This window comes from Actinocatenispora rupis (assembly GCF_016861975.1).
GTDB classification, from domain to species: Bacteria; Actinomycetota; Actinomycetes; order Mycobacteriales; family Micromonosporaceae; genus Actinocatenispora; species Actinocatenispora rupis.
Genome location: NZ_BOMB01000001.1, coordinates 80,474 through 100,430, shown reverse-complemented (window position 1 = coordinate 100,430; position 19,957 = coordinate 80,474). Strand labels below are relative to the sequence as shown.

Annotated in this window: 19 protein-coding genes; 6 read left to right on the top strand and 13 right to left on the bottom strand. The window is 73.2% G+C overall.

The window, feature by feature from the left end; translation table 11 throughout:
- Positions 1-9: 9 nt before the first annotated feature.
- Positions 10-2,460, bottom strand: coding sequence for a DNA translocase FtsK (locus Aru02nite_RS00520; RefSeq protein ID WP_203653989.1), 2,451 nt, complete (start codon positions 2,458-2,460; stop codon positions 10-12).
- A gap of 69 nt (positions 2,461-2,529) precedes the next feature.
- Complete coding sequence (locus Aru02nite_RS00515; protein ID WP_203653987.1) at positions 2,530-2,883, bottom strand: DUF2784 domain-containing protein; 354 nt, start codon at positions 2,881-2,883, stop codon at positions 2,530-2,532.
- Positions 2,884-2,950: 67 nt separating this feature from the next.
- On the opposite strand from Aru02nite_RS00515, the gene Aru02nite_RS00510 reads away from it, so the two are divergent.
- Together Aru02nite_RS00510 and Aru02nite_RS00505 are read left to right on the top strand one after the other, a co-directional pair.
- A complete protein-coding gene (locus Aru02nite_RS00510; RefSeq protein ID WP_203653985.1) occupies positions 2,951-3,973 on the top strand; it encodes an aspartate-semialdehyde dehydrogenase in 1,023 nt (340 codons plus the stop codon).
- 139 nt (positions 3,974-4,112) lie between these two features.
- Complete coding sequence (locus Aru02nite_RS00505) at positions 4,113-4,772, top strand: TetR/AcrR family transcriptional regulator C-terminal domain-containing protein (RefSeq protein ID WP_203653979.1); 660 nt, start codon at positions 4,113-4,115, stop codon at positions 4,770-4,772.
- Between the two features lie 108 nt (positions 4,773-4,880).
- Here the strand turns inward: Aru02nite_RS00505 and Aru02nite_RS00500 are convergent, their stop codons facing one another.
- From Aru02nite_RS00500 to thyX, 4 genes are all read right to left on the bottom strand, one after another.
- Positions 4,881-5,594, bottom strand: a complete 714-nt coding sequence (locus tag Aru02nite_RS00500; RefSeq protein WP_203653978.1) for a DUF1275 family protein — start codon at positions 5,592-5,594, stop codon at positions 4,881-4,883.
- A gap of 132 nt (positions 5,595-5,726) precedes the next feature.
- Entirely contained in the window at positions 5,727-7,415 is a 1,689-nt protein-coding gene (locus Aru02nite_RS00495; protein ID WP_203653977.1) for a ribonuclease J, read from the bottom strand.
- A 111-nt stretch (positions 7,416-7,526) separates the two neighbouring features.
- Positions 7,527-8,423 carry a 4-hydroxy-tetrahydrodipicolinate synthase gene (dapA, locus tag Aru02nite_RS00490; RefSeq protein ID WP_203653975.1) on the bottom strand — a complete coding sequence of 299 codons (897 nt, stop codon included), beginning with the start codon at positions 8,421-8,423 and terminating at the stop codon, positions 7,527-7,529.
- Positions 8,424-8,482: 59 nt separating this feature from the next.
- On the bottom strand, positions 8,483-9,226 hold the full coding sequence (gene thyX, locus Aru02nite_RS00485) for an FAD-dependent thymidylate synthase (protein ID WP_203654554.1): 744 nt from the start codon (positions 9,224-9,226) through the stop codon (positions 8,483-8,485).
- A gap of 432 nt (positions 9,227-9,658) precedes the next feature.
- Between thyX and Aru02nite_RS00480 the strand changes: the two genes are divergently transcribed.
- Together Aru02nite_RS00480 and Aru02nite_RS00475 are read left to right on the top strand one after the other, a co-directional pair.
- Positions 9,659-10,144 (top strand): toxin-antitoxin system HicB family antitoxin, encoded by a 486-nt coding sequence (locus Aru02nite_RS00480; RefSeq protein ID WP_203653973.1) that lies wholly within the window; start codon positions 9,659-9,661, stop codon positions 10,142-10,144.
- Between the two features lie 40 nt (positions 10,145-10,184).
- Positions 10,185-10,997 carry a DUF4097 family beta strand repeat-containing protein gene (locus Aru02nite_RS00475; protein ID WP_203653971.1) on the top strand — a complete coding sequence of 271 codons (813 nt, stop codon included), beginning with the start codon at positions 10,185-10,187 and terminating at the stop codon, positions 10,995-10,997.
- 54 nt (positions 10,998-11,051) lie between these two features.
- Here the strand turns inward: Aru02nite_RS00475 and Aru02nite_RS00470 are convergent, their stop codons facing one another.
- The 3 genes from Aru02nite_RS00470 to Aru02nite_RS00460 are packed head-to-tail and all read right to left on the bottom strand — an operon-like array spanning position 11,052 to position 13,297.
- Positions 11,052-11,615 (bottom strand): DUF2752 domain-containing protein, encoded by a 564-nt coding sequence (locus Aru02nite_RS00470; protein ID WP_203653969.1) that lies wholly within the window; start codon positions 11,613-11,615, stop codon positions 11,052-11,054.
- Positions 11,612-12,883: a winged helix-turn-helix domain-containing protein gene (locus tag Aru02nite_RS00465; RefSeq protein WP_203653967.1), complete on the bottom strand. Its 1,272-nt coding sequence runs from the start codon at positions 12,881-12,883 to the stop codon at positions 11,612-11,614. Before Aru02nite_RS00465 ends, Aru02nite_RS00470 begins: the two co-directional genes overlap by 4 nt.
- A gap of 30 nt (positions 12,884-12,913) precedes the next feature.
- Complete coding sequence (locus Aru02nite_RS00460; RefSeq protein ID WP_203653965.1) at positions 12,914-13,297, bottom strand: hypothetical protein; 384 nt, start codon at positions 13,295-13,297, stop codon at positions 12,914-12,916.
- A gap of 45 nt (positions 13,298-13,342) precedes the next feature.
- Between Aru02nite_RS00460 and Aru02nite_RS00455 the strand changes: the two genes are divergently transcribed.
- Positions 13,343-13,867 (top strand): GNAT family N-acetyltransferase, encoded by a 525-nt coding sequence (locus tag Aru02nite_RS00455; protein WP_203653963.1) that lies wholly within the window; start codon positions 13,343-13,345, stop codon positions 13,865-13,867.
- Between the two features lie 43 nt (positions 13,868-13,910).
- Positions 13,911-14,492 (top strand): GNAT family N-acetyltransferase, encoded by a 582-nt coding sequence (locus Aru02nite_RS00450; protein WP_203653961.1) that lies wholly within the window; start codon positions 13,911-13,913, stop codon positions 14,490-14,492.
- 90 nt (positions 14,493-14,582) lie between these two features.
- On the opposite strand, the gene dapB is transcribed toward Aru02nite_RS00450, so the two are convergent.
- The 4 genes from dapB to rpsO all read right to left on the bottom strand — a co-directional run bounded on the left by dapB (position 14,583) and on the right by rpsO (position 19,787).
- Complete coding sequence (dapB, locus tag Aru02nite_RS00445) at positions 14,583-15,371, bottom strand: 4-hydroxy-tetrahydrodipicolinate reductase (RefSeq protein ID WP_203653959.1); 789 nt, start codon at positions 15,369-15,371, stop codon at positions 14,583-14,585.
- A 51-nt stretch (positions 15,372-15,422) separates the two neighbouring features.
- Positions 15,423-16,739 carry a M16 family metallopeptidase gene (locus Aru02nite_RS00440; RefSeq protein ID WP_203653956.1) on the bottom strand — a complete coding sequence of 439 codons (1,317 nt, stop codon included), beginning with the start codon at positions 16,737-16,739 and terminating at the stop codon, positions 15,423-15,425.
- Positions 16,740-16,887: 148 nt separating this feature from the next.
- The gene (locus Aru02nite_RS00435; protein ID WP_203653955.1) at positions 16,888-19,221 is read right to left on the bottom strand and encodes a polyribonucleotide nucleotidyltransferase; all 2,334 of its coding nucleotides are present in this window, start codon (positions 19,219-19,221) and stop codon (positions 16,888-16,890) included.
- Positions 19,222-19,517: 296 nt separating this feature from the next.
- Entirely contained in the window at positions 19,518-19,787 is a 270-nt protein-coding gene (gene rpsO, locus Aru02nite_RS00430) for a 30S ribosomal protein S15 (protein WP_203653954.1), read from the bottom strand.
- Positions 19,788-19,957 lie beyond the last annotated feature (170 nt).

Genomic DNA, 19,957 nt, shown 5'->3' with positions numbered 1-19,957 from the left:
CGGGTGGAGTCACTCGCCCTCGCCGCGGATGCTGGCCAGCATGTCCTCCAGCTCGTCGGGCTTGATCAGTACGTCGCGGGCCTTCGACCCCTCGGACGGGCCGACCACGCCGCGGGTCTCCATCAGGTCCATCAGCCGGCCGGCCTTCGCAAAACCCACCCGCAGCTTGCGCTGAAGCATCGAGGTCGAGCCGAACTGCGACGTGACCACCAGCTCCGCCGCCTGGAGCAGCAGGTCGAGGTCGTCGCCGATGTCCTCGTCGATCTTCTTCTTGCTGTCCGTCGCCCCGACCAGTACGTCCTCGCGGAACTCCGGCTGCCGCTGGTCGATGCAGTGCCGGACCATGTCGTGGATCTCGGGCTCGGTGACCCACGCGCCCTGCAGCCGGGTCGGCTTGCTCGCTCCCATCGGCAGGAACAGACCGTCACCGCGGCCGATCAGCTTCTCCGCGCCCGGCTGGTCCAGGATGACCCGCGAGTCGGCCAGCGAACTCGTCGCGAACGCCAGCCGGGACGGCACGTTCGCCTTGATCAGGCCGGTGACCACGTCGACGCTCGGCCGCTGCGTCGCCAGTACGAGGTGGATGCCGGCGGCGCGGGCGAGCTGGGTGATGCGCACGATCGCGTCCTCGACGTCGCGCGGCGCCACCATCATCAGGTCCGCCAGCTCGTCCACGATCACCAGCAGGTACGGGTACGGCCGGTAGACGCGCTCGCTGCCGGGCGGCGCGGTGATCTCGCCGTTGCGTACCTTGCGGTTGAAGTCGTCGACGTGCCGGACGCCGGACGCGGCAAGGTCCTCGTACCGCATGTCCATCTCGCGGACCACCCAGCCGAGGGCGTCGGCCGCCTTCTTCGGGTTGGTCACGATCGGCGTGACCAGGTGCGGGATGCCCTCGTAGCTGGTCAGCTCGACCCGCTTCGGGTCGATCAGCAGCAGCCGCACCTCGTCCGGCGTGGCCCGGGACAGGATCGACACCAGCAGCGTGTTGATGCAGCTGGACTTGCCGGAACCGGTCGCGCCGGCGACCAGGATGTGCGGCATCTTGGCCAGGTTGGCCACCACGAAGCCGCCCTCGATGTCCTTGCCGAGGCCGACGACCATCGGGTGCTGGTCGGAGGTGGCGTTCCGGCTGCGCAGCACGTCGCCGAGGATGACGTCCTCGCGGTCGGTGTTCGGAATCTCCACGCCGACCGCGCTCTTGCCCGGGATCGGGCTGATGATCCGCACGTCCGGGCTCTTCACCGCGTACGCGATGTTGCGGGACAGCTGCGTGATCCGCTCGACCTTCACCCCCGGACCCAGCTCGATCTCGTACCGGGTGACGGTCGGGCCGCGGGTGAAGCCGGTGACCGCCGCGTCCACGTTGAACTGCTCGAACACACCCTGCAGGGCGGCGATGACGTCGTCGTTCGCCTTGCTGCGGGCCTTCGCCGGACCGCCCTTGCGCAGGATCTCCGGCGGCGGCAGGCGGTAGTCGCCGTCCGCCGCGGACAGCGCCATCTGTTCGGCCCGGGTCGGCGGCAGCGGGCCGTGCTCCGGCGGCGCCGGCGCCTTGCGGCGACGCTTCGGCGGCGGTGGCTCGTCGAGCATCTCGTCCAGCGGCGCCGGGATCGGCTCCGGCTCGGGCTCCTCGGCCGGCACGCTCGCCTGCCGGCGGCGGGACGGGCGGCGCAGCCGGGGCGGCGGCGCCTCCGCGGTCTCGTCCGCCTCCGGCTCGGCGTCCGTCTCCGGCGCCACCACCCGGCCGAACGCGAGGTCGCGCAGGTGCCGCAGGCGATCGGGGATCCGGTTCACCGGGGTCGCCGTCACGACCAGTACCCCGAAGACCAGCAACAGAACCAGCAGCGGTACGGCCACCCACACGGTCACCGCCTGCGCCAGCAGCCCGCCGACCAGGTCGCCGACGATACCCCCGGCGTATGCCCGGCCGTCGGCGGTGGCGGGCTGCCCGCGGAACAGGTGCAGCAGGCCCAGGGCGGACAGCAGCAGCGCGGACCAGCCGACGAGGTGCCGGCCGCGGTGCGCCGGGTCGGGCGCCTGCCGCATCACCCGGATCGCGGCGACCACCAGCAGCAGCGGGAGGGCCGCGGCGGCGGCGCCGATCACCCAGCGCACGCCGTACGCCACCCAGCCGCCGACGGGGCCGGCGGCCCGGAACCAGACCGCGACGGCGAGCACGATGCCGAACCCGAGCAGTGCCAGGCCCAGCCCGTCCCGCCGGTGCGCCGGGTCCAGCTCCCGTGCGGTCGCGGCCTGCCGCCCGACCGCGCGGGCCAGGAACCCGACGCCGCGCGCGACACCCGTGAACGCCCCGCCGGCCGCCTTCGCCGGAACCGACTTCTTTCGGCGGGCCGGCTGCTTGGCAGCCGGGCGACGCGCCGACGATCGAGCCGCCGTGCCGGTCTTCTTCTTCGCCGATGTCCGGGCACGGCTCGCAGCAGACGTACGGCCAGCCATAGCTCACCACCGTAGCCGGATGCCGCGCGAAAGCGTCGATCTGACACGAGGACGGGCCGAAAATCCACCTCAGCGACGGAGCGGTCGCAGTACGTAGAGCGTCCAGGAGGCGAGTACCAGCGCGGCCACCGCCACCTGCGCCGCCACCTCGTACCCGGTCGGGAAGACCACGCCCCGCAGGTACGCGTCGATGAAGCCGCCGGGCAGCGGGGGTTCGCCGAGCCGGGCCCGGAGGGCGTCCTGACCGGCGGTCAGCGGACACGGCAGGTGGCCCGCGACGACCGCGACCGCCCAGCCCACCGCGGCCAGGTGCGCGCCGATCGTGATCCGCCAGCGCAGCGCCAACCAGCCACCGAGCACCACGTACAGCAGGTACGCCAGGTGCACGGCGCCCAGCAGGTACGCCGCGGCTCGGACGACCACCCGTTCAGCGTATGTCGCGGCTCACCCGACCGGGACGTTCCACAGCCTCGGCGGGTAGCGTGCGCCCATGCGTATCGGGATCGTCGGAGCCACCGGACAGGTCGGCGGCGTCATGCGCCGCATCCTCGCGGAGCGGAACTTCCCCGTCGACGAACTGCGGCTGTTCGCCTCGGCCCGCTCGGCCGGGCGGACGCTGCCGTGGGCGGGTGCCGAGGTGACCATCGAGGACGCCGCCACGGCGGACTACCGCGGGCTGGACGTCGCCCTGTTCTCCGCCGGCAAGGGCGCGGCGAAGCAGCTCGCGCCCCGGGTCGCCGCCGCCGGCGCGGTCGTCGTCGACAACTCGTCGGCGTGGCGGATGGACCCCGACGTCCCGCTGGTCGTGGCCGAGGTGAACCCGAAGGCCGCGGCGAACCGGCCGCGCGGCATCATCGCCAACCCGAACTGCACGACCATGGCCGCGATGCCCGTCCTGCGCCCGCTGCACGACGAGGCCGGGCTGGTCAGCATGGTCGTCGCGACGTACCAGGCGGTGTCCGGCAGCGGCCTCGACGGCGTACGCGAGCTGGACGAGCAGGTGCGCAAGGTCGCCGACGGTGCGGCGGCGCTCACCCACGACGGTTCGGCGGTCGAGTTCCCGGCGCCGAACAAGTTCGTCCGGCCCATCGCGTTCAACGTCCTGCCGTACGCGGGATCGCTGGTCGAGGACGGGCTCGGGGAGACGGACGAGGAGCAGAAGCTCCGCAACGAGAGCCGCAAGATCCTCGCCATCCCGGGCCTCAAGGTGTCGGGCACCTGCGTCCGGGTGCCCGTGTACACCGGCCACTCGCTCCAGGTGCACGCCCGGTTCAGCGCGCCGCTGAGCGTCGAACGCGCCCGCGAGCTGCTCGCCGACGCGCCCGGCGTGGCGCTGTCCGACATCCCGACCCCGCTGGAGGCGGCCGGCGCCGACCCGAGCTTCGTCGGCCGGATCCGGCGCGACGAGACGGTCGACAACGGCCTCGCGTTCTTCGTCTCGAACGACAACCTGCGCAAGGGCGCCGCGCTCAACGCGGTCCAGATCGCCGAGCTGGTCGCCGCCGAGTCCTGACGGCCCGCTCCCCCGACGCCCCGGCCCCGTCCGCCGGGGCGTCGTCGTCTCCGCGTACGCCCGGGCTGGCCGTACCGGGCCGAATCGGGCGCCCGGTACTACCATCGCGGGCGGCACCACGACGACGCGAGGAGCACCGTTGCCGACCACGCCGACCCGTAAGCGCGCCGGGCTGAGCCGCGAGCGGGTGTTCCGCGCCGCGCTGGAGATCGCCGACGCGGACGGTGTGGAAGCGTTGTCCATGCGCAAGCTCGGCCGGGCGCTCGGCGTCGAGGCGATGTCGCTGTACCACTACGTTCCGGACAAGGCGGCCATCCTCGCCGGCATCGCCGAGGCGGTGTACGCGGAGGTCGAGCTGCCGGCCACCACACCCGACGCGCCGTGGCGTACCGGGCTGGCGGATCTGATGCGGGCGCTGCGTACCGCGCTGCTGCGGCATCCCGGCGCGCTGCCGGCGCTGGCCACCCACGAGGTCACCGGCGGCACCGGCCTCCACCTGTACGAGACGGCCCTGCGGCTGCTCGCCGACGCCGGCGTCGACCTCGTCGAGGCCCACCACGCGCTGAGCAACCTGACGACGTACACGCTGGGGCACTGCCTGGCGATCGCCGGGCGCGCGCCGTTCGGGGTGCCGGGGCCGACGCCGGGTGAACGGCGCGCCTTCGCCGCCGGACTCGACGCCGACCGGTACCCGACGGGCCGCGCCTGGCTGGCCCGGGTCGGCGAGCACGGCATCGACGCCGACGCGATGTACGAGCGGGGCCTCGCCGGCCTGCTCGCCGCCGTCCCCGGCCCCTGAGCCGGCGCCACACCACAGCGCCTCCCGGTCCTGCGCGGGGCACCGCGCCCGGCATTCCCGGCCCTGAGCGGAGACTGCGCCCCAGCGCCTCGCACGCGCCGGCGGCGGTCAGGAGCGGCGGCCGAGGACCATGGCGGCGGCGAACACCACGACGGTGAGGCCGAGCGGCAGCAGCGGCGCCGCCGGCCGGGCCGTACTGATCAGGAGGGCGCCGATCGCGGCACCGGCCAGCATCGCCGCGATCAGGGCGAGCAGCCGGGGCACCCCTTCGCGCGGTCCACCGGCGGCGAGCCGGCCGGTCACGGTGGTCAGCGTGCCCGTCAGGTACGTGGTGGAGCCGGCGGGCAGCGCCAGCGCCTGGACGGACCGGGCCTGGAACCCCATCGCCACGGCCGACACGCCGACGAGTACGGCCTGGCCGACGCCTTCGGGGCGACCGTTCGCGACGAGCCAGCCGACCCACACGAGTACCTGGAAGGCGGCCTGGACGCCGATCGCGTGCGTCACCCGGCGCGGCCACGGGTGGGTGTCGTCGGCGCGGGTGCCACCGAGGAACCGGGCCGCGACCGCGACACCCACCACGTACCCGGCGAGGGAGACGACCGAGCGGACCGCCTCGGCGCCGGCGCCGGCGCCCGCGGCCACGCCGAGCAGCACCAGGTTGCCGGTCATCACGGCGGTCAGTACCCGGCCGAGGCCGAGGTAGCTGACCGCCTCGGTGGCGCCGGCGCCGGCGGCCAGCAGTACCAGCAGAACGTCCGGCACCAGGCGCGGCCCCCGGTGCCGGACGGGTGCGTCGTCGTCGGGCTCGGCGGCATCCATCGCTGTGAGCATCCCACCGACCACGGCCGGTACGGGCCGGAACGCGAGCCCCTGTCCCCCGGCCGTTCCGCGTCCGCCGAGGGGCCCCGGGACCGGGGACCTCGCAGCCGACGGCAGAGCACGCGGCGGGCGCTAGACCTCCACCACGTTCGGTACGATCATCGGCCGCCGCCGGTACGTGTCGTTCACCCAGCGGCCGACCGAGCGCCGGACGAGCTGCTGCAACTGGTGCGGGTCGCTCACCCCGTCCTTCGCCGCCTTGTCCAGTACGTCGGTGATCAACGGGATGACCGGGTCGAACGCGGCCGGATCCTCCGAGAAACCCTTGGCGGACACGGTCGGGCCGCCGACGACCTTGCCGGTCACCGAGTCGACCACGACCGTCGCGGCGATGAAGCCGCCGTCGCCGAGGATCCGCCGCTCGGTCAGCAGGCTCTCGCCGATGTCACCGACCGCGAGACCGTCGACGTACACGTACCGGTTGGTGGTGTGGCCGACGAGGCGGGCGCGGCCGTCGATCAGGTCGACGACGTCGCCGTCCTCGCACAGCACCACGTTCGCCGCAGGTACGCCGCTCTCGACGGCCAGCCGGGCGTGCGCCCGCAGGTGCCGCCACTCGCCGTGGATCGGCAGGAAGTTGCTCGGCCGTACGACGTTGAGCAGGTACAGCAGCTCGCCGGCGGGCGCGTGGCCGGAGACGTGCACCCGCGCCACGTCCTTGTGGATCACCGTGGCGCCGGCCCGGGACAGCGCGTTGATCACCCGGTACACCGAGGTCTCGTTGCCCGGTACGAGCGACGAGGCGAGTACGACGGTGTCGCCGGACTCGATCTTGACGTGCCGGTGGTCGCCCGAGGCCATCCGGCCCAGCGCGCTCATCGGCTCGCCCTGCGAACCGGTCGACATGAACACGATCTCGTCCGCGGGAAGCTGGGTGGCCTCCTCCAGCGACACGACCAGCCCGCCCTGGATGTGCAGCAGGCCCAGGTCACGCGCGATGCCCATGTTGCGCACCATCGAACGGCCGATGAACGTGACCTTCCGGCCGTGCTCGGCCGCCGAGTCGAGTACCTGCTGGACGCGGTGCACGTGCGAGGCGAACGACGCGACGATGATCCGGCCGCGGGCGCTGCGGAAGATGCCGTCGATGACCGGGCGGATCTCCTGCTCCGAGGTGACGAAGCCGGGGATCTCCGCGTTCGTCGAGTCGGACAGCAGCATGTCGACGCCCTCGCCGCCGAGCCGGGCGAACCCGGCCAGGTCGGTGATCCGGCCGTCCAGCGGCAGCTGGTCCATCTTGAAGTCGCCGGTGTGCAGCACCGTCCCCGCGCCGGTACGCACGGCCACCGCCATGGCGTCCGGGATCGAGTGGTTCACCGCGAAGAACTCGCAGTCGAACGGCCCGAGCCGCTCGGTCTCGCCCTCCTTGACGGTCAGCGAGTACGGCGTGATGCGGCGCTCGGCCAGCTTCGCCTCGACCAGCGCGAGCGTGAACTGCGACCCGACCAGCGGGATGTCCGGCTTGCGGGCCAACAGGTACGGCACGGCGCCGATGTGGTCCTCGTGCCCGTGGGTCAGCACGATCGCCTCGATGTCGTCCAGCCGGTCGGCGATCGACGAGAAGTCCGGGAGGATCACGTCGACCCCGGGTTGGTCCACATCCGGGAACAGCACGCCGCAGTCGACGACCAGCAACCGACCCTCGTACTCGTACACGGTCATGTTGCGGCCGATCGCGCCGAGACCGCCGAGGGGGGTGATCCGCAGACAGTGTGCGGGTAGCGGAGGTGGCGGGCCCAGCTCCGGATGTGCCTGGCTCACAGGGTGTCTCCTATTCACTTCGAACCGGCGCGGCCGGTGTTGGTGCTTACGGGGTGCCGGCACGGGCGGCCGTCGGTACGGGCGGCGGCGCGGGGCCGGCCGCCCGCTCCGCTACAGCTCGATCCCGGCGGCGACGCAGTCGGCGCGCATCTGCTCGATCTGCGCCGGGGTGGCGTCGGCCTGCGGCGGCCGGACGGGACCGGACGGCAGGCCACGGACGGTCAGCGCGGCCTTCACCATGGTCACGCCCTGGGCGCGGAAGAAGCCGGTGAAGACCGGCAGCAGCCGGTGGTGCAGGGCCAGCGCACCGGCGTGGTCGCCGGCCTCGTACGCCTCGATCATCGCCTTCGTCTCGCGGCCGATCACGTGCGTCGGCGTACCGACGACGCCGACCGCGCCGACCGCGAGCAGCGGCAGGGTCAGCTTGTCCTCGCCCGAGTAGACCGCGAGGCCGCCGTGGGCGGTCACCGCGGACGTGGCCGCGATGTCGCCCTTGGCGTCCTTCACCGCCACGATGTTCGGGTGGTCGGCGAGACGCAGCAACGTCTCGGTCTCGATCGGTACGCCGGTGCGGTGCGGGATGTCGTAGAGCATCGAGGGCAGGGCGGTCGCCTCGGCGACCCGGGTGAAGTGCGCGAGCAGTCCCGCCTGCGGCGGCTTCGAGTAGTACGGGGTGACGACGAGCACGGCGTGCGCGCCGGCCTTCTCCGCCGACCGGGCGAGTTCGACGGTGTGGGCCGTGTCGTTCGTACCGACACCGGCGACGATCCGCGCCCGGTCCCCCACCGCCTCGACGACGGCGCGCAGCAGGGTCTCTTTCTCCCGGTCGCTGGTGGTCGGCGCCTCGCCGGTGGTCCCGCTGATCACCAGCCCGTCGTTGCCCTGCTCATCCACCAGGTACTCGGCGAGTCGCTGAGCGCCCTCGACGTCCAGGGAGTGGTCCGCGCGGAAGGGCGTGACCATCGCCGTCAGGAGCCGACCGAACGGTCGGCGCGGGTCGTGCGTCATGCCCTCCAACCTATCGGACGCGCCGCCTGGATCCGCCGGGATCACCCCGCGCGTGCCGCTCACCCCTCCGTCACGAACGGGCTGGTCGCGATCTCGGTACCGTCGTCGAGCGCGGAGACCGTGAAGTCGCCGAACACGTTCGGCGCGATCTGCTGGAGTTCCCGCAGGCAGGCGACGGCCAGGCCACGGATCTCGACGTCGGCGTGCTCGGACGCCCGCATCCCGACGAAGTGCCGCCAGGCCCGGTAGTTCCCGGTGACGACGATGCGGGTCTCCGTCGCGTTCGGCAGTACGGAGCGGGCCGCCTGCCGCGCCTGCTTCCGCCGCAGCGTGGCGTTCGGCACGTCGGCGAACTTCTTCTCCAACCCCTCCAACAGCTCCGTGTACAGCCGGACGGCGGCGTCGGTGCCCTCGACGAACCGCGCGTGCAGCTCGGGGTCGGCGGCGATCACGTCCGGCTCCACCACCGCGGCGGTCCGCTCCGGCACGTACCGCTGGGAGAGCTGGGAGTACGAGAAGTGGCGGTGGCGGATCAGCTCGTGGGTGAGGCTGCGGGAGATGCCGGTGAGGTAGAAGGTGACGGTGCCGTGCTCCAGTACGGACAGGTGGCCGACCTCAAGGATGTGCCGGAGGTAGCCGGCGTTCGTCGCGGTGGGCGGGTTCGGCTTGTCCCACGACTGGTAGCAGGCCCGCCCGGCGAACTCGGCGAGCGCCTGCCCGCCGTCGGCGTCGGTCTCCCAGGCCACGTCCGCCGGCGGGGCGAACTGGGTCCAGGCGATGGGCCGCACGGTGGGCGGAACGATCTCGGGCACGGTCTCCCCCTCGATGACGACGCCGCGTCGGACGACCTCGACGGTACCGGCCGGCGGGTCCGGCGCCGCCGTCGGCAACGGTGGCCGCCGCGCACCTTCGACATCGGATGCGACAGCTTCCTGACGTTGACTGACGTCGCCCTTGATGTCATAGTGGTGTCATGAACACATCACCGCTGGACCTGGAAGTCGCCCGCCGCGATCTCGGCGCCCCCGGCACCGACCCGGCCAGCCGCCGCGCCGGCCACTACCGCTGGGAGAGCTGGCTCTATGCCACGCCCGGGTCCGCCGGCGGCCGGGCATCCGCGGCCGGGCCGACCCGTCCGCCGCCCGAACGCCGACGGTGGACGCCCCGCCCGTGGGGCCGACACCGCCACCGGAGGTACGCGTCGGTTGACATCACCAAGCTGTCAGGATAGTGCCATGGACCTGAACCCTTACCTGGAAACGTTGCGGCGGGACCTGGAGGCCAGCGCGGCCCCCGGCGGCGAGGACATCAGCCGGGCCGCCGCCCTGTTGTCCGGCTCGCTGGAGGCCGCCGCGCGGCTCAGCCTGCTGGAGGCGCTGTCCGACGCCGCAGCGGAGATCACCACCAAGCTCGACAACACCTCCGTCGAGGTACGCCTGCGCGGACGTTCGGCGGACCTCGTCGTCACCGAGGGCGCGCCCGCCGCCCCGCCACCGCCGCAGCCGGCCGCCGACGCGGACACCGGTGACGTCGCCCGCATCACGCTGCGCCTGCCCGAGGGGCTGAAGTCCGCCGTGGAGCAGGCCGCGTCCGCCGAGGGCATCTCCGTCAACGCCTGGCTCGTACGCGCCATCGGCACCGCGGTGCACGGCGGCGGGAGTACGTCCGGCACCGGTCGCCGCGGCTTCGGCAAGCGGCTGACCGGCTTCGCCCAAGCCTGAACGCCGGCGCCACCGGCGCCGCATCCGAGGAGCAGAGACGATGTACGAGTTCCCGTGCGACACACCCGTGACCGCCGCGGTCCGGATCTCCGCCGGCCGGTGCGACCTCGTCGCCGAGCCGCGCGACACGGTCACCGTCGAGGTCGAGCCGCTCAACGGCAGCGACGAGCGCGCCGTCCAGGCCGCCGCCGACACCACCGTGACGATGTCCGGCGACAAGCTGCTGGTCCGTACGCCCGAGACGAGCGGCGTCGGCTGGCTGTTCGGCCGCCGGATGGCCAAACTGCGCATCACCGTGCACGTACCGACGGACTCCGCGGCCGACTTCGAGAGCGCCTCCGCCGACATGGCGGCCACCGGTCAGCTGTCCCGGCTGAGCATCAACAACGCCTCCGGCGACATCACCGTCGAACGCGTCACCGGCGACGTCACCATGAACACCGCCTCCGGCGACATCCGCGTCGGGTACGTCGGCGGCACCCTGAAGGCCAAGTCGGCCTCGGGTGACGTGACTGCCGACCGGGTGGACGGCGACGTCCAGCACCACTCCGCCAGCGGCGACACGATGCTCGGCGAGACGCACGGCGCCGTCCGGGTGCACAGCGCCTCCGGAGACCTGAGCATCGGCGCGGCCGCCGCCGGTACGGTCCGGGCCAGTACGGCCTCCGGTGACGTGCGCGTCGGCGTACCGGCGGGGACCGGGGTGTGGCTGGACCTCAACACGGCCAGCGGCAGCACCACCAGCGACCTGGCCGTACACGCCGGCCACCCGCTCGCCGGGCACAACCTGGAGCTGCGGATCAGTACCGCCAGCGGCGACATCGAGGTGCACCGGGTACCCGCGCTCGCGTGAACCCCGCCGTACGGTCCGCCGCCGACTCCGGCGGCGGGCAGGCGCCGGGCGGGCTCAGACGAACAGGTACGTGAACGGCGCCCACGGCAGGTTGCGCAGCACCGCGAACGCCAGCCAGGAGCCGAGGAACAACCCGATCGCGCCCGGCGACACCCGCAGCATCGGCATCTTTGGTTTGCCCAGCACCCGGTTCACCGTCCACGCGATGTACGCGTACACGAGGAACGGGGTGGCGAAGACGGCGAGCAGGTGGTTGCGGGCGGCCTCGGGCAGGTTGCCGTGCAGCAGGTAGAAGAAGGCGCGGGTGCCGCCGCAGCCCGGGCAGTCCAGCCCGGTCAGCGCCTTGAACGCGCAGCCGCCGGTCGGGCCGGCGTCACCGGTCGTCGGGTTGAACCGCTCCACGTACGCCACGGACAGGCCGAAGCAGGCCAGCAGCGCGAGCGGCGCCAGCCAGGCGGGCCGGGTGTACAGCGTGCGGAACAGGCGGGCGATCCGGCCGGGCGGCGGAGCCGGCGAGTATGCCGGGAGCGGCGTGGCGGGGTCGGGGGCGGCGGGGCCGGACGTGGCCGGTCCGGCCGCGGCCGGAAGGTGCGTGCCGGATTCGATCGCCGACGTCATGGCCTCCCCTTCGCCGATGGTCCGACGATACCGGACGGTCGCCCGGCCGCCGACAGCTCCCGGGCGAGCGCCGCGGCGAGGTCGCCGCGTTCCGGGGCCGCCACGCCGGACAGGCCGAGCCAGCCGGCGAGCCGGTGCAGTTCGGCGGCGAGCTCCGCCGCCACCCGGGCCGGGCCGCCTGGCGGATCCGGCTCGATCCACGCCGCCGGCACCCGCAGCACCCCGGCCGCCCGGTCGGCCTTCAGGTCGACCCGGGCCACGAGCGCGTCGTCCAGCAGGAACGGCAGCACGTAGTAGCCGAAGACACGGCGGTCGGCCGGCACGTAGATCTCGATGCGGTACGTGAAGCCGAACAGCCGCTCGGCCCGGGACCGCTCCCAGACCAGCGGATCGAACGGGCTGACCAGGGTGCGCGCCCGGATCCGGCGCGGCCGGGACGCCGCGGGGTCCAGGTACGCGGGCTGGCGCCAGCCGGTGACCCGTACGGGCTCCAGCTCGCCCGCGTCGACCAGCTCGGCGACCGCGGCCCGGGACGCCGCGGCCGGCAGCCGGAAGTAGTCGCGCAGGTCCGCCTCGGTGGCCACGCCCAGCGCCGTCGCCGCCACCCGCACCAGCCGCCGGTACGCGTCGGCCGGGTCGGGGGTCGGCGTGCCCACCACGTGCGCCGGCAGTACCCGCTCGGTCAGGTCGTAGCGCCGCTCGAAGCTGGGCAGGCGGGCGGCGGAACTGACCTCACCGCACCAGAACAGCCACTCCAGCGCGGTCTTCACGTCCGACCAGTTCCAGCCCCAGGCGGACGTGTCGCGCGGCGCGTCGTCCTGGATCTCCCGGGCGGTGACCGGGCCACGCTCGGCGACCTCGTCGCGCACCCAGGCCACGAACCCGGGACGCTCCGCGGCGAGTCGCCGCATCCCGCCCCAGGCGTGCCGCTCCGCCTCCGCCATCCGCCAGCGCAGCGCCGGTTGCAGCTCCACCGGCACCAGCGACGCCTCGTGCCCCCAGTACTCGAAGAGCTCACGCGGGGACTGGTGGGCGGCGCGGTCGAGCAGGGCCGTCGGGTACGGGCCGAGCCGCGAGTACAGCGGGAGGTAGTGGGCGCGGGCGAGGACGTTGACCGAGTCCATCTGGATCAGGCCGACGCGGCGCAGCACCCGGCGCAGGTGCCGAACGTCGGGCCGGCCGGTGGGGGCGGCGTCGGCGAAGCCCTGGGCGCCGAGCGCGATGCGGCGGGCGAGTGCGGCGGACAGGGTGGGCGGTGCAGCGGTCACGGCTCGCACCCTAACCGGGCGGTACGACAGTCAGGTCCGCATGGCACTCGGCAGGAACTGGGCACCGAACGCGATCAGGCCCATACCGAGCAGGAAGGCGACACCGGACAGGGCCCACCGGCGGGCGGTACCGAGCGACTCGGCCGCCCGGTCCGGATCGTGGCGCAGCTCGGCGAGGGCGCGCCCGGCGAACACGATGCCGCCGATCCCGAGCGCCTCACCGAGTGAGAAGACGGCGATCAGGCCGCGGGAACCGAGCAGTTCCAGGCCGACCGACCGCAGCGACAGCAGGCCCAGCGCCAGCACCGCCACCACGATCGACAGCACCAGCCACGGCACCGGTTGCGGCGGCCGCACGGGGCGGCTCTCCGCCGCCGGTACGTCCCGCTCCGTACCCCCCTCGCGGTGTGCCACCGCCCCTCCCCCCGCCGTGCCGGCCCGTCGGCGACACTGTCGGCCATGACTGACCTCAGCGTACGGCCGGCGACCGGGGCGGATCTGCCGGTCATGGCATCCGTCCGGGTACGTGCCTGGCGCTCCGCGTACCGGGAGCTGTTGCCCGCGGAGTACCTGGCGGGGCTGGATCCGGCCGAGCTGGTCGCGGGCTGGACACCGCTGCTGGACGAGCCCGAGCGGGCCACCCTGCTCGTCGCCGACCTGCCCGGCACCGGGGTCGTCGGCTTCACCAACGTCGGGCCGTACCGGCAGGACGACGGCACCCTCGACCCGGCGTACGGCGAGCTGCGGTCCTGCTACGTGGACCCCGACACCTGGCGGAACGGCGCCGGCAGCGCGCTGCTGCACGCGAGCGTCGACCTCCTGCGGGCCGCGGCGCCGCGCCCGGTACGGCTCTGGGTGGTGGTGGAGAACGACCGGGCCCGCCGCTTCTACGAACGGTTCGGCTTCGCCCCCGACGGCGCGACCGGCACGTTCGACGCGGGCGACGTGTCGCTGCGCACCGTGCGGTACGTCCTGCCGGCCTGACCCACCGGTACGGCACCGGCCGCGGTGGCCATATCGTGTGGGCATGGCGCTGGGCTACGTTCGTACGGCGCGCGAGGACGAGGCCGGCGAGATCGCCCGGATCCAGCTGGCCACCTGGCGCACCGCATTCTCCCGGATCATCCCCGAGCGGATCCTCTCCGCGCTCGACGAGTCGGTACTCGCCGACCGCTGGCGCCAGGCCGTGACCGCGCCGCCGTCGCCCGGCCACCACGTCCTCGTCGCGGTCGAGCAGGGCGAGGAGAGCAACCTCGTCGGGTTCGCCGCGATCGGGCCGGCCGACGAGTCCGCGCTCGCCCCGGAGGAGCCGGCCGACGCCCTCGGCCCACGTACCGCCGCGGTCACCGACCTGCTCGTCGAACCGCGGTGGGGCCGGCGCGGGCACGGCAGCCGGCTGCTCGCCGCCGCCGTCGACCTGTGGCGTACCGACGGGCACGAGCGGGCGGTCGCCTGGCTGTTCGACCGGGACAAGGCCGGACGCGGGCTGCTCGCCAGCGCCGGCTGGGCCACCGACGGCGCCGCCCGCGCCCTCGACATGGACGGCACCCTGGTCCGGCAGAGCCGCCTGCACGTCTCCCTCGCCGCCGACGACGAGCCCGACGCCTGACGTACCACGGCGGGTGGCGCCCGTCCCGGGTCGGCCGCGGCGCCGGGCCTGTCGATCCGGTACGCCGCCGGGGGAGGTGTCGGCGTCGGGTCAGGCGTCGAGGAGGGGGCCGAGGCCGACGGTCAGGCCGGGACGGTCGAGCACGGCGCGCACCGCCAGCAGTACACCCGGCATGAACGACGTCCGGTCGTACGAGTCGTGCCGCACGGTCAGCGTCTCCCCCGGCCCGCCGAACAGGACCTCCTGGTGGGCGACCAGACCGGCGGACCGGACCGAGTGCACGCGTACGCTGGCGACCTCGGTGCCACGCGCCCCGGGCAGCTCCGTCTCGGTCGCGTCCGGCGACGGCCTCAGTCCGGCGCGCTCCCGGGCCGCCCCGATCATCTCCGCGGTACGGATCGCGGTACCGCTCGGCGCGTCGATCTTCCGCGGGTGGTGCAGTTCCACGATCTCGGCGGACGCGAAGTACCGCGCGGCGCGCTCGGCGAACTCCATCATCAGGACCGCGCCGACCGCGAAGTTCGGCGCCACGACCACACCGACGCCCGGCCGGTCCAACAACCACTCCCGTACGGTGTCGAGGCGCTCGGCGGTGAAGCCGGACGTACCGACGACGGCGTGGATGCCGTGGCCGATGCACCAGCGCACGTTGTCCATGACCACGTCCGGCGTGGTGAAGTCGACGACCACCTGCGCGGACGCGTCGGTCAGACCCGCCAACGCGCCACCGGACCCGATCGTCGCGACCAGATCCATGTCACCGGCACCGCCGACCGCGCGGCACACCTCGGTCCCCATCCGGCCGGCGGAACCCAGCACCCCCACCCGGACCGGCTGCTCGGACCCGTTCGTCACCGACTCGCTCACCGTCTGCTCCATCGTCGCCCGCGTACTTGCGAGTGATCGTAGCGACGGGCGGCGGACCGGCGGTCAGGAGCGGCCGAGCGGACCGGTGAAGTCGTGGTCGGCGAACGGCCCGACCACCGCGAGCGACATGGTGCGCGACAACAGGTCCGCCGCCACGGCGCGGACGTCGTCGACGGTCACCGCGTCGATCCGGGCCAGCAGCTCGTCGACGCTCATCAGGTCGCCGTACAGCAGCTCGCCCTTGCCCAGCCTCGTCATCCGGGCGCCGGTGTCCTCCAGGCCGAGGACGAGCGAGCCCTTCATCATTCCCTTGCCGCGGGCCACTTCCGCCGCCGGCAGGCCGTTCTCGGCGACGCGGGCCAGCTCCTCGGCGGCCAGCGACAGCACCTCGTCGGCCTTGCCGGGCGCGCAGCCCGCGTACACGCCGAACAGGCCGGCATCGGAGAAGTGCGTGTTGAACGAGTACACCGAGTACGCCAGGCCGCGCTTCTCGCGGATCTCCTGGAACAGCCGGCTGGACATGCCGCCGCCGAGCGCCGCGTTCAGTACGCCGAGGGTGAAGCGGCGCTCGTCGCTCCGCGGGTACGCCGCGCAGCCGAGTACGAGATGGGCCTGCTCGGTGTCCTTGGCGTCGACGGCGATCCGGCCGGCGGCGGCGTTCGAGCGCGTGGCGTGCCGGGCCGGGGCCGACGGCGCACCCGCCGCCAGGTCACCGAACGCCGCGCGGACCCACTTCGTGACCTTCGCGTGGTCGAGGTTGCCGGCCGCCGCGACGACGATCGACCCGCCCGTGTACCGCCGGCGGTAGAAGTCGAGGACCTGCCGGCGGGTCATCGCCGACACCGTGTCGACCGTGCCGGACACCAGGCGCCCCAACGGATGCCCGCCGAACACCGCACCGGCGAACAGGTCGTGCACCGTGTCGGCCGGCTCGTCGTCGGTCATGGCGATCTCCTCCAGGATCACGCCACGCTCGGTCTCCACGTCCGCCGGCGCCAGCACCGACGACGTCACCAGATCACCGAGTACGTCGACCGCCATCGGCAGGTCGTCGTCCAGCACCCGCGCGTAGTAGCAGGTGTACTCCTTGGTGGTGAACGCGTTCGTCTCGCCGCCGACCGCCTCGATCTCGGCCGAGATGTCCAGCGCGCTGCGCTTCGCGGTTCCCTTGAACAGCAGGTGTTCCAGGAAGTGCGAGGCGCCCGACTGGCGCGCGGACTCGTCCCGCGAACCGACGCCGACCCACACCCCGATCGCGGCGCTGCGCGTCGCCGGCACCGACTCGGTGATGACCCGAAGGCCACCCGGCAGTACGGTCCGGCGGACCGTGCCGCCCAGCGGATCGGCCGCGAGGGTACGGGTCTGGGCTCGCTCGCTCACCGGATCTCCCGTCTGTCTGGCGTCTGGCTGGCGTCCACAAAGGAGTGTCCGCCCGCGGCGTCCGGCTCGTGCCACCGGGTACCGCCCGCCGGAACACGCCGGGGCGTCGGGTTCCGTGGAACCCGACGCCCCGGGCGCGCGGTACTCGTTACTGGTGGTGCCGGCTGCGCCGACGACGACGCTCGCCGTCCTCGCCGCGCGGCCGGTCGCCGCCCTCGCGGGGCTTGTCGCCCTCGCCCGCCGGCTCCGCCGGCTTCTCGGCAGCGGCCTCGGCCTGCTCGCCCTCCGGCTTCACCAGGTCCAGGTACACCTTGCCGCGGCCGTCGACGTCGGCGATCTCGACCTCGACCTTGTCCCCGACGTTCAGGTGGTCCTCGACCTTCTCGACGCGCTTGCCGCCACCCAGCTTCGAGATGTGCAGCAGCCCGTCCCGCCCCGGTACGAGAGAGACGAAGGCACCGAACGCGGCGGTCTTGACCACCGTGCCCAGGAACCGGTCGCCCTTCTTCGGCAGGGTCGGGTTGGCGATCGCGTTGACCCGCTCCACCGCGGCGGCGGCCGACGGGCCGTCTGCGGCACCGATGTAGATCGTGCCGTCGTCCTCGATGGACAGCTCGGCGCCGGTCTCGTCCTGGATCGCGTTGATGGTCTGGCCCTTCGGCCCGATCACCATGCCGATCTTGTCGACCGGGATCTTCACCGTCGTGACGCGCGGCGCGTAGTCGCTCATCTCGGCCGGCTGCGCGATCGCCGCGCCCATGACCTCCAGGATCGTCGCGCGGGCCTCGCGGGCCTGCTGCAGCGCCTGCGCCAGCACGTCGGACGGGATGCCGTCGAGCTTGGTGTCGAGCTGCAACGCGGTGACGAACTCGCTCGTACCGGCGACCTTGAAGTCCATGTCGCCGAACGCGTCCTCGGCGCCCAGGATGTCGGTGATGGCAAGGTATTCGGTCTTGCCGTCGACCGTGTCGGACACCAGGCCCATGGCGATGCCGGCGACCGGCGCCGCGATCGGCACACCGGCCGACATGAGGCTCATCGTGGACGCGCAGACCGAGCCCATCGAGGTCGAGCCGTTCGAGCCGAGCGCCTCGGACACCTGGCGGATCGCGTACGGGAAGTCCTCGCGCTTCGGCAGCACCGGTACGAGGGCCCGCTCGGCGAGCCGGCCGTGGCCGATCTCCCGCCGCTTCGGCGAACCGACCCGCCCGGTCTCACCGGTCGAGTACGGCGGGAAGTTGTAGTTGTGCATGTAGCGCTTGGTCTTCTCCGGCGAGAGGGTGTCCAGGCTCTGCTCCATGCGCAGCATGTTCAGCGTGGTGACGCCCATGATCTGGGTCTCGCCGCGCTCGAACAGCGCCGAACCGTGCACCCGCGGCAGGATGTGCGTCTCGGCCGACAGCGGCCGGATGTCGCGCGGGCCGCGGCCGTCGATGCGGACCTGGTCGCGCAGGATCCGCTGGCGTACCAGCTTCTTGGTGACGGCGCGGACGGCGGCGCCGATCTCCTTCTCACGGCCCTCGAAGTCCGCGCCGACCCGCTCGTACGCCAGCTCCTTGACGCGGTCCAGCTCGCCCTCACGCTCCTGCTTGCCGGCGATCTTCAGCGCCTCGGCCAGCTCGGCGGAGATGGCGGCCTCGACCGCCGCGTACACGTCGTCCTGGTAGTCCAGGAACAGCGGGAACTCGACGGTGGCCTTGCCCGCCTGGTCGGCCAGCTGCTGCTGGGCCCGGCACAGCGCGGCCAGGTGCGGCTTCGCCGCCTCCATGCCCTGCGCGACGGTCTCCTCGGTCGGCGCCGGCGCGCCGCCGCGTACCAGGTCGACGGTGTGCGGGGTGGCCTCGGCCTCGACCATCATCACGGCCACGTCGCCGTCGTCGAGCAGGCGACCCGCGATGACCATGTCGAACGTCGCGCGCTCCAGCTCCTCGTGCGTCGGGAACGCGACCCACTGGCCGTCCACGTGCGCGATGCGGGTGGCGCCGACCGGGCCGGAGAACGGCAGGCCGGACAGCTGCGTCGAGGCCGACGCGGCGTTGATCGCGACCACGTCGTACGGGTGGGCCGGGTCGAGGGACAGCACGGTCTCGACGACCTGTACCTCGTTGCGCAGGCCCTTGACGAAGCTGGGCCGCAGCGGCCGGTCGATCAGCCGGCAGGTGAGGATCGCGTCCTCGCTCGGCCGGCCCTCGCGGCGGAAGAACGAGCCGGGGATCCGGCCCACCGCGTACATCTTCTCCTCGACGTCGACGGTCAGGGGGAAGAAGTCGAACTGGTCCTTGGGGTGCTTGCCGACCGTGGTGGCGGACAGCACGACGGTGTCGCCCAGCTGGGCGAGCACGCTGCCGGCGGCCTGCTGGGCGAGCCGGCCGGTGGAGAACGTGACGGTACGCGTGCCGAAGGCGCCGTTGTCGATGACGGCCTGCGACGTGTGCGTACCCAGGTTGACGACCTCGGGCTCGTGCCCGGTGGTTTCGGTCATTACGGAAATGCTCCTAGCTGTGTCGGTCTTCCCGACAGGGCCGGCCTGACCGCGTCGACGCGGTGGGAGCTGGTCCGCGTCCGGTCTTCGATCGAAGCACCCGGCCGTCGTCTCGTACGACGCCTCGGGAGCCACTACCGAGGACCGGTGCGAAGCCCTCCTGGAGTCTGCGGCCGGCACGCGCCTGCCGGGGATGCGGGGACACCTTGCCACCCGCATCGGGCCCCGCCGCGCCGTGTCCGGCGGCCACGAGGCCGACGGGGGAACGCCGCCCCGGCGCTCCCCCGTCAACTACCTCAACGCCGCAGGCCGAGCCGCTCGATCAGCGACCGGTAGCGGGCGATGTCCTTGCGCTGCAGGTACTTCAGCAGCTTGCGGCGACGGCCGACGAGCTGCAGCAGACCACGACGGCTGTGGTGGTCGTGCTTGTGCTCCTTGAGGTGTTCGGTGAGGTCCTGGATCCGCTTGGTCAGCAGCGCGACCTGCACCTCGGGCGAACCGGTGTCGCCCTCCTCGGTGGCGTAGTCGGTGATGATCGTGCGGCGGGTCTCGACGTCGAGCGCCATGTTCTCCCTTTGGTTCCGGTTCTTCGCCTTGGTCGACGGCCCCGCCCACCCGGAACGGGTGGTACTGAGCCGGTCCCGCACCCACGGCGCCGTGCAGGCATACGGGACCACACCGCTGGACACGGTGTGCGACCCAACGGTACCAGTCGGGCCCGGGACGGCCCCGACCG

Excerpts from the sequence above, each read along its gene's own strand:
- Aru02nite_RS00520 (WP_203653989.1), bottom strand. The coding sequence starts at position 2,460 with ATGGCTGGCCGTACGTCTGCTGCGAGCCGTGCCCGGACATCGGCGAAG.
- Aru02nite_RS00510 (WP_203653985.1), top strand. The coding sequence starts at position 2,951 with ATGCGTATCGGGATCGTCGGAGCCACCGGACAGGTCGGCGGCGTCATG.
- Aru02nite_RS00500 (WP_203653978.1), bottom strand. The coding sequence starts at position 5,594 with ATGGATGCCGCCGAGCCCGACGACGACGCACCCGTCCGGCACCGGGGG.
- dapA (WP_203653975.1), bottom strand. The coding sequence starts at position 8,423 with ATGACGCACGACCCGCGCCGACCGTTCGGTCGGCTCCTGACGGCGATG.
- Aru02nite_RS00480 (WP_203653973.1), top strand. The coding sequence starts at position 9,659 with ATGGACCTGAACCCTTACCTGGAAACGTTGCGGCGGGACCTGGAGGCC.
- Aru02nite_RS00475 (WP_203653971.1), top strand. The coding sequence starts at position 10,185 with ATGTACGAGTTCCCGTGCGACACACCCGTGACCGCCGCGGTCCGGATC.
- Aru02nite_RS00470 (WP_203653969.1), bottom strand. The coding sequence starts at position 11,615 with ATGACGTCGGCGATCGAATCCGGCACGCACCTTCCGGCCGCGGCCGGA.
- Aru02nite_RS00455 (WP_203653963.1), top strand. The coding sequence starts at position 13,343 with ATGACTGACCTCAGCGTACGGCCGGCGACCGGGGCGGATCTGCCGGTC.
- Aru02nite_RS00450 (WP_203653961.1), top strand. The coding sequence starts at position 13,911 with ATGGCGCTGGGCTACGTTCGTACGGCGCGCGAGGACGAGGCCGGCGAG.
- dapB (WP_203653959.1), bottom strand. The coding sequence starts at position 15,371 with ATGGAGCAGACGGTGAGCGAGTCGGTGACGAACGGGTCCGAGCAGCCG.
- Aru02nite_RS00435 (WP_203653955.1), bottom strand. The coding sequence starts at position 19,221 with ATGACCGAAACCACCGGGCACGAGCCCGAGGTCGTCAACCTGGGTACG.
- rpsO (WP_203653954.1), bottom strand. The coding sequence starts at position 19,787 with ATGGCGCTCGACGTCGAGACCCGCCGCACGATCATCACCGACTACGCC.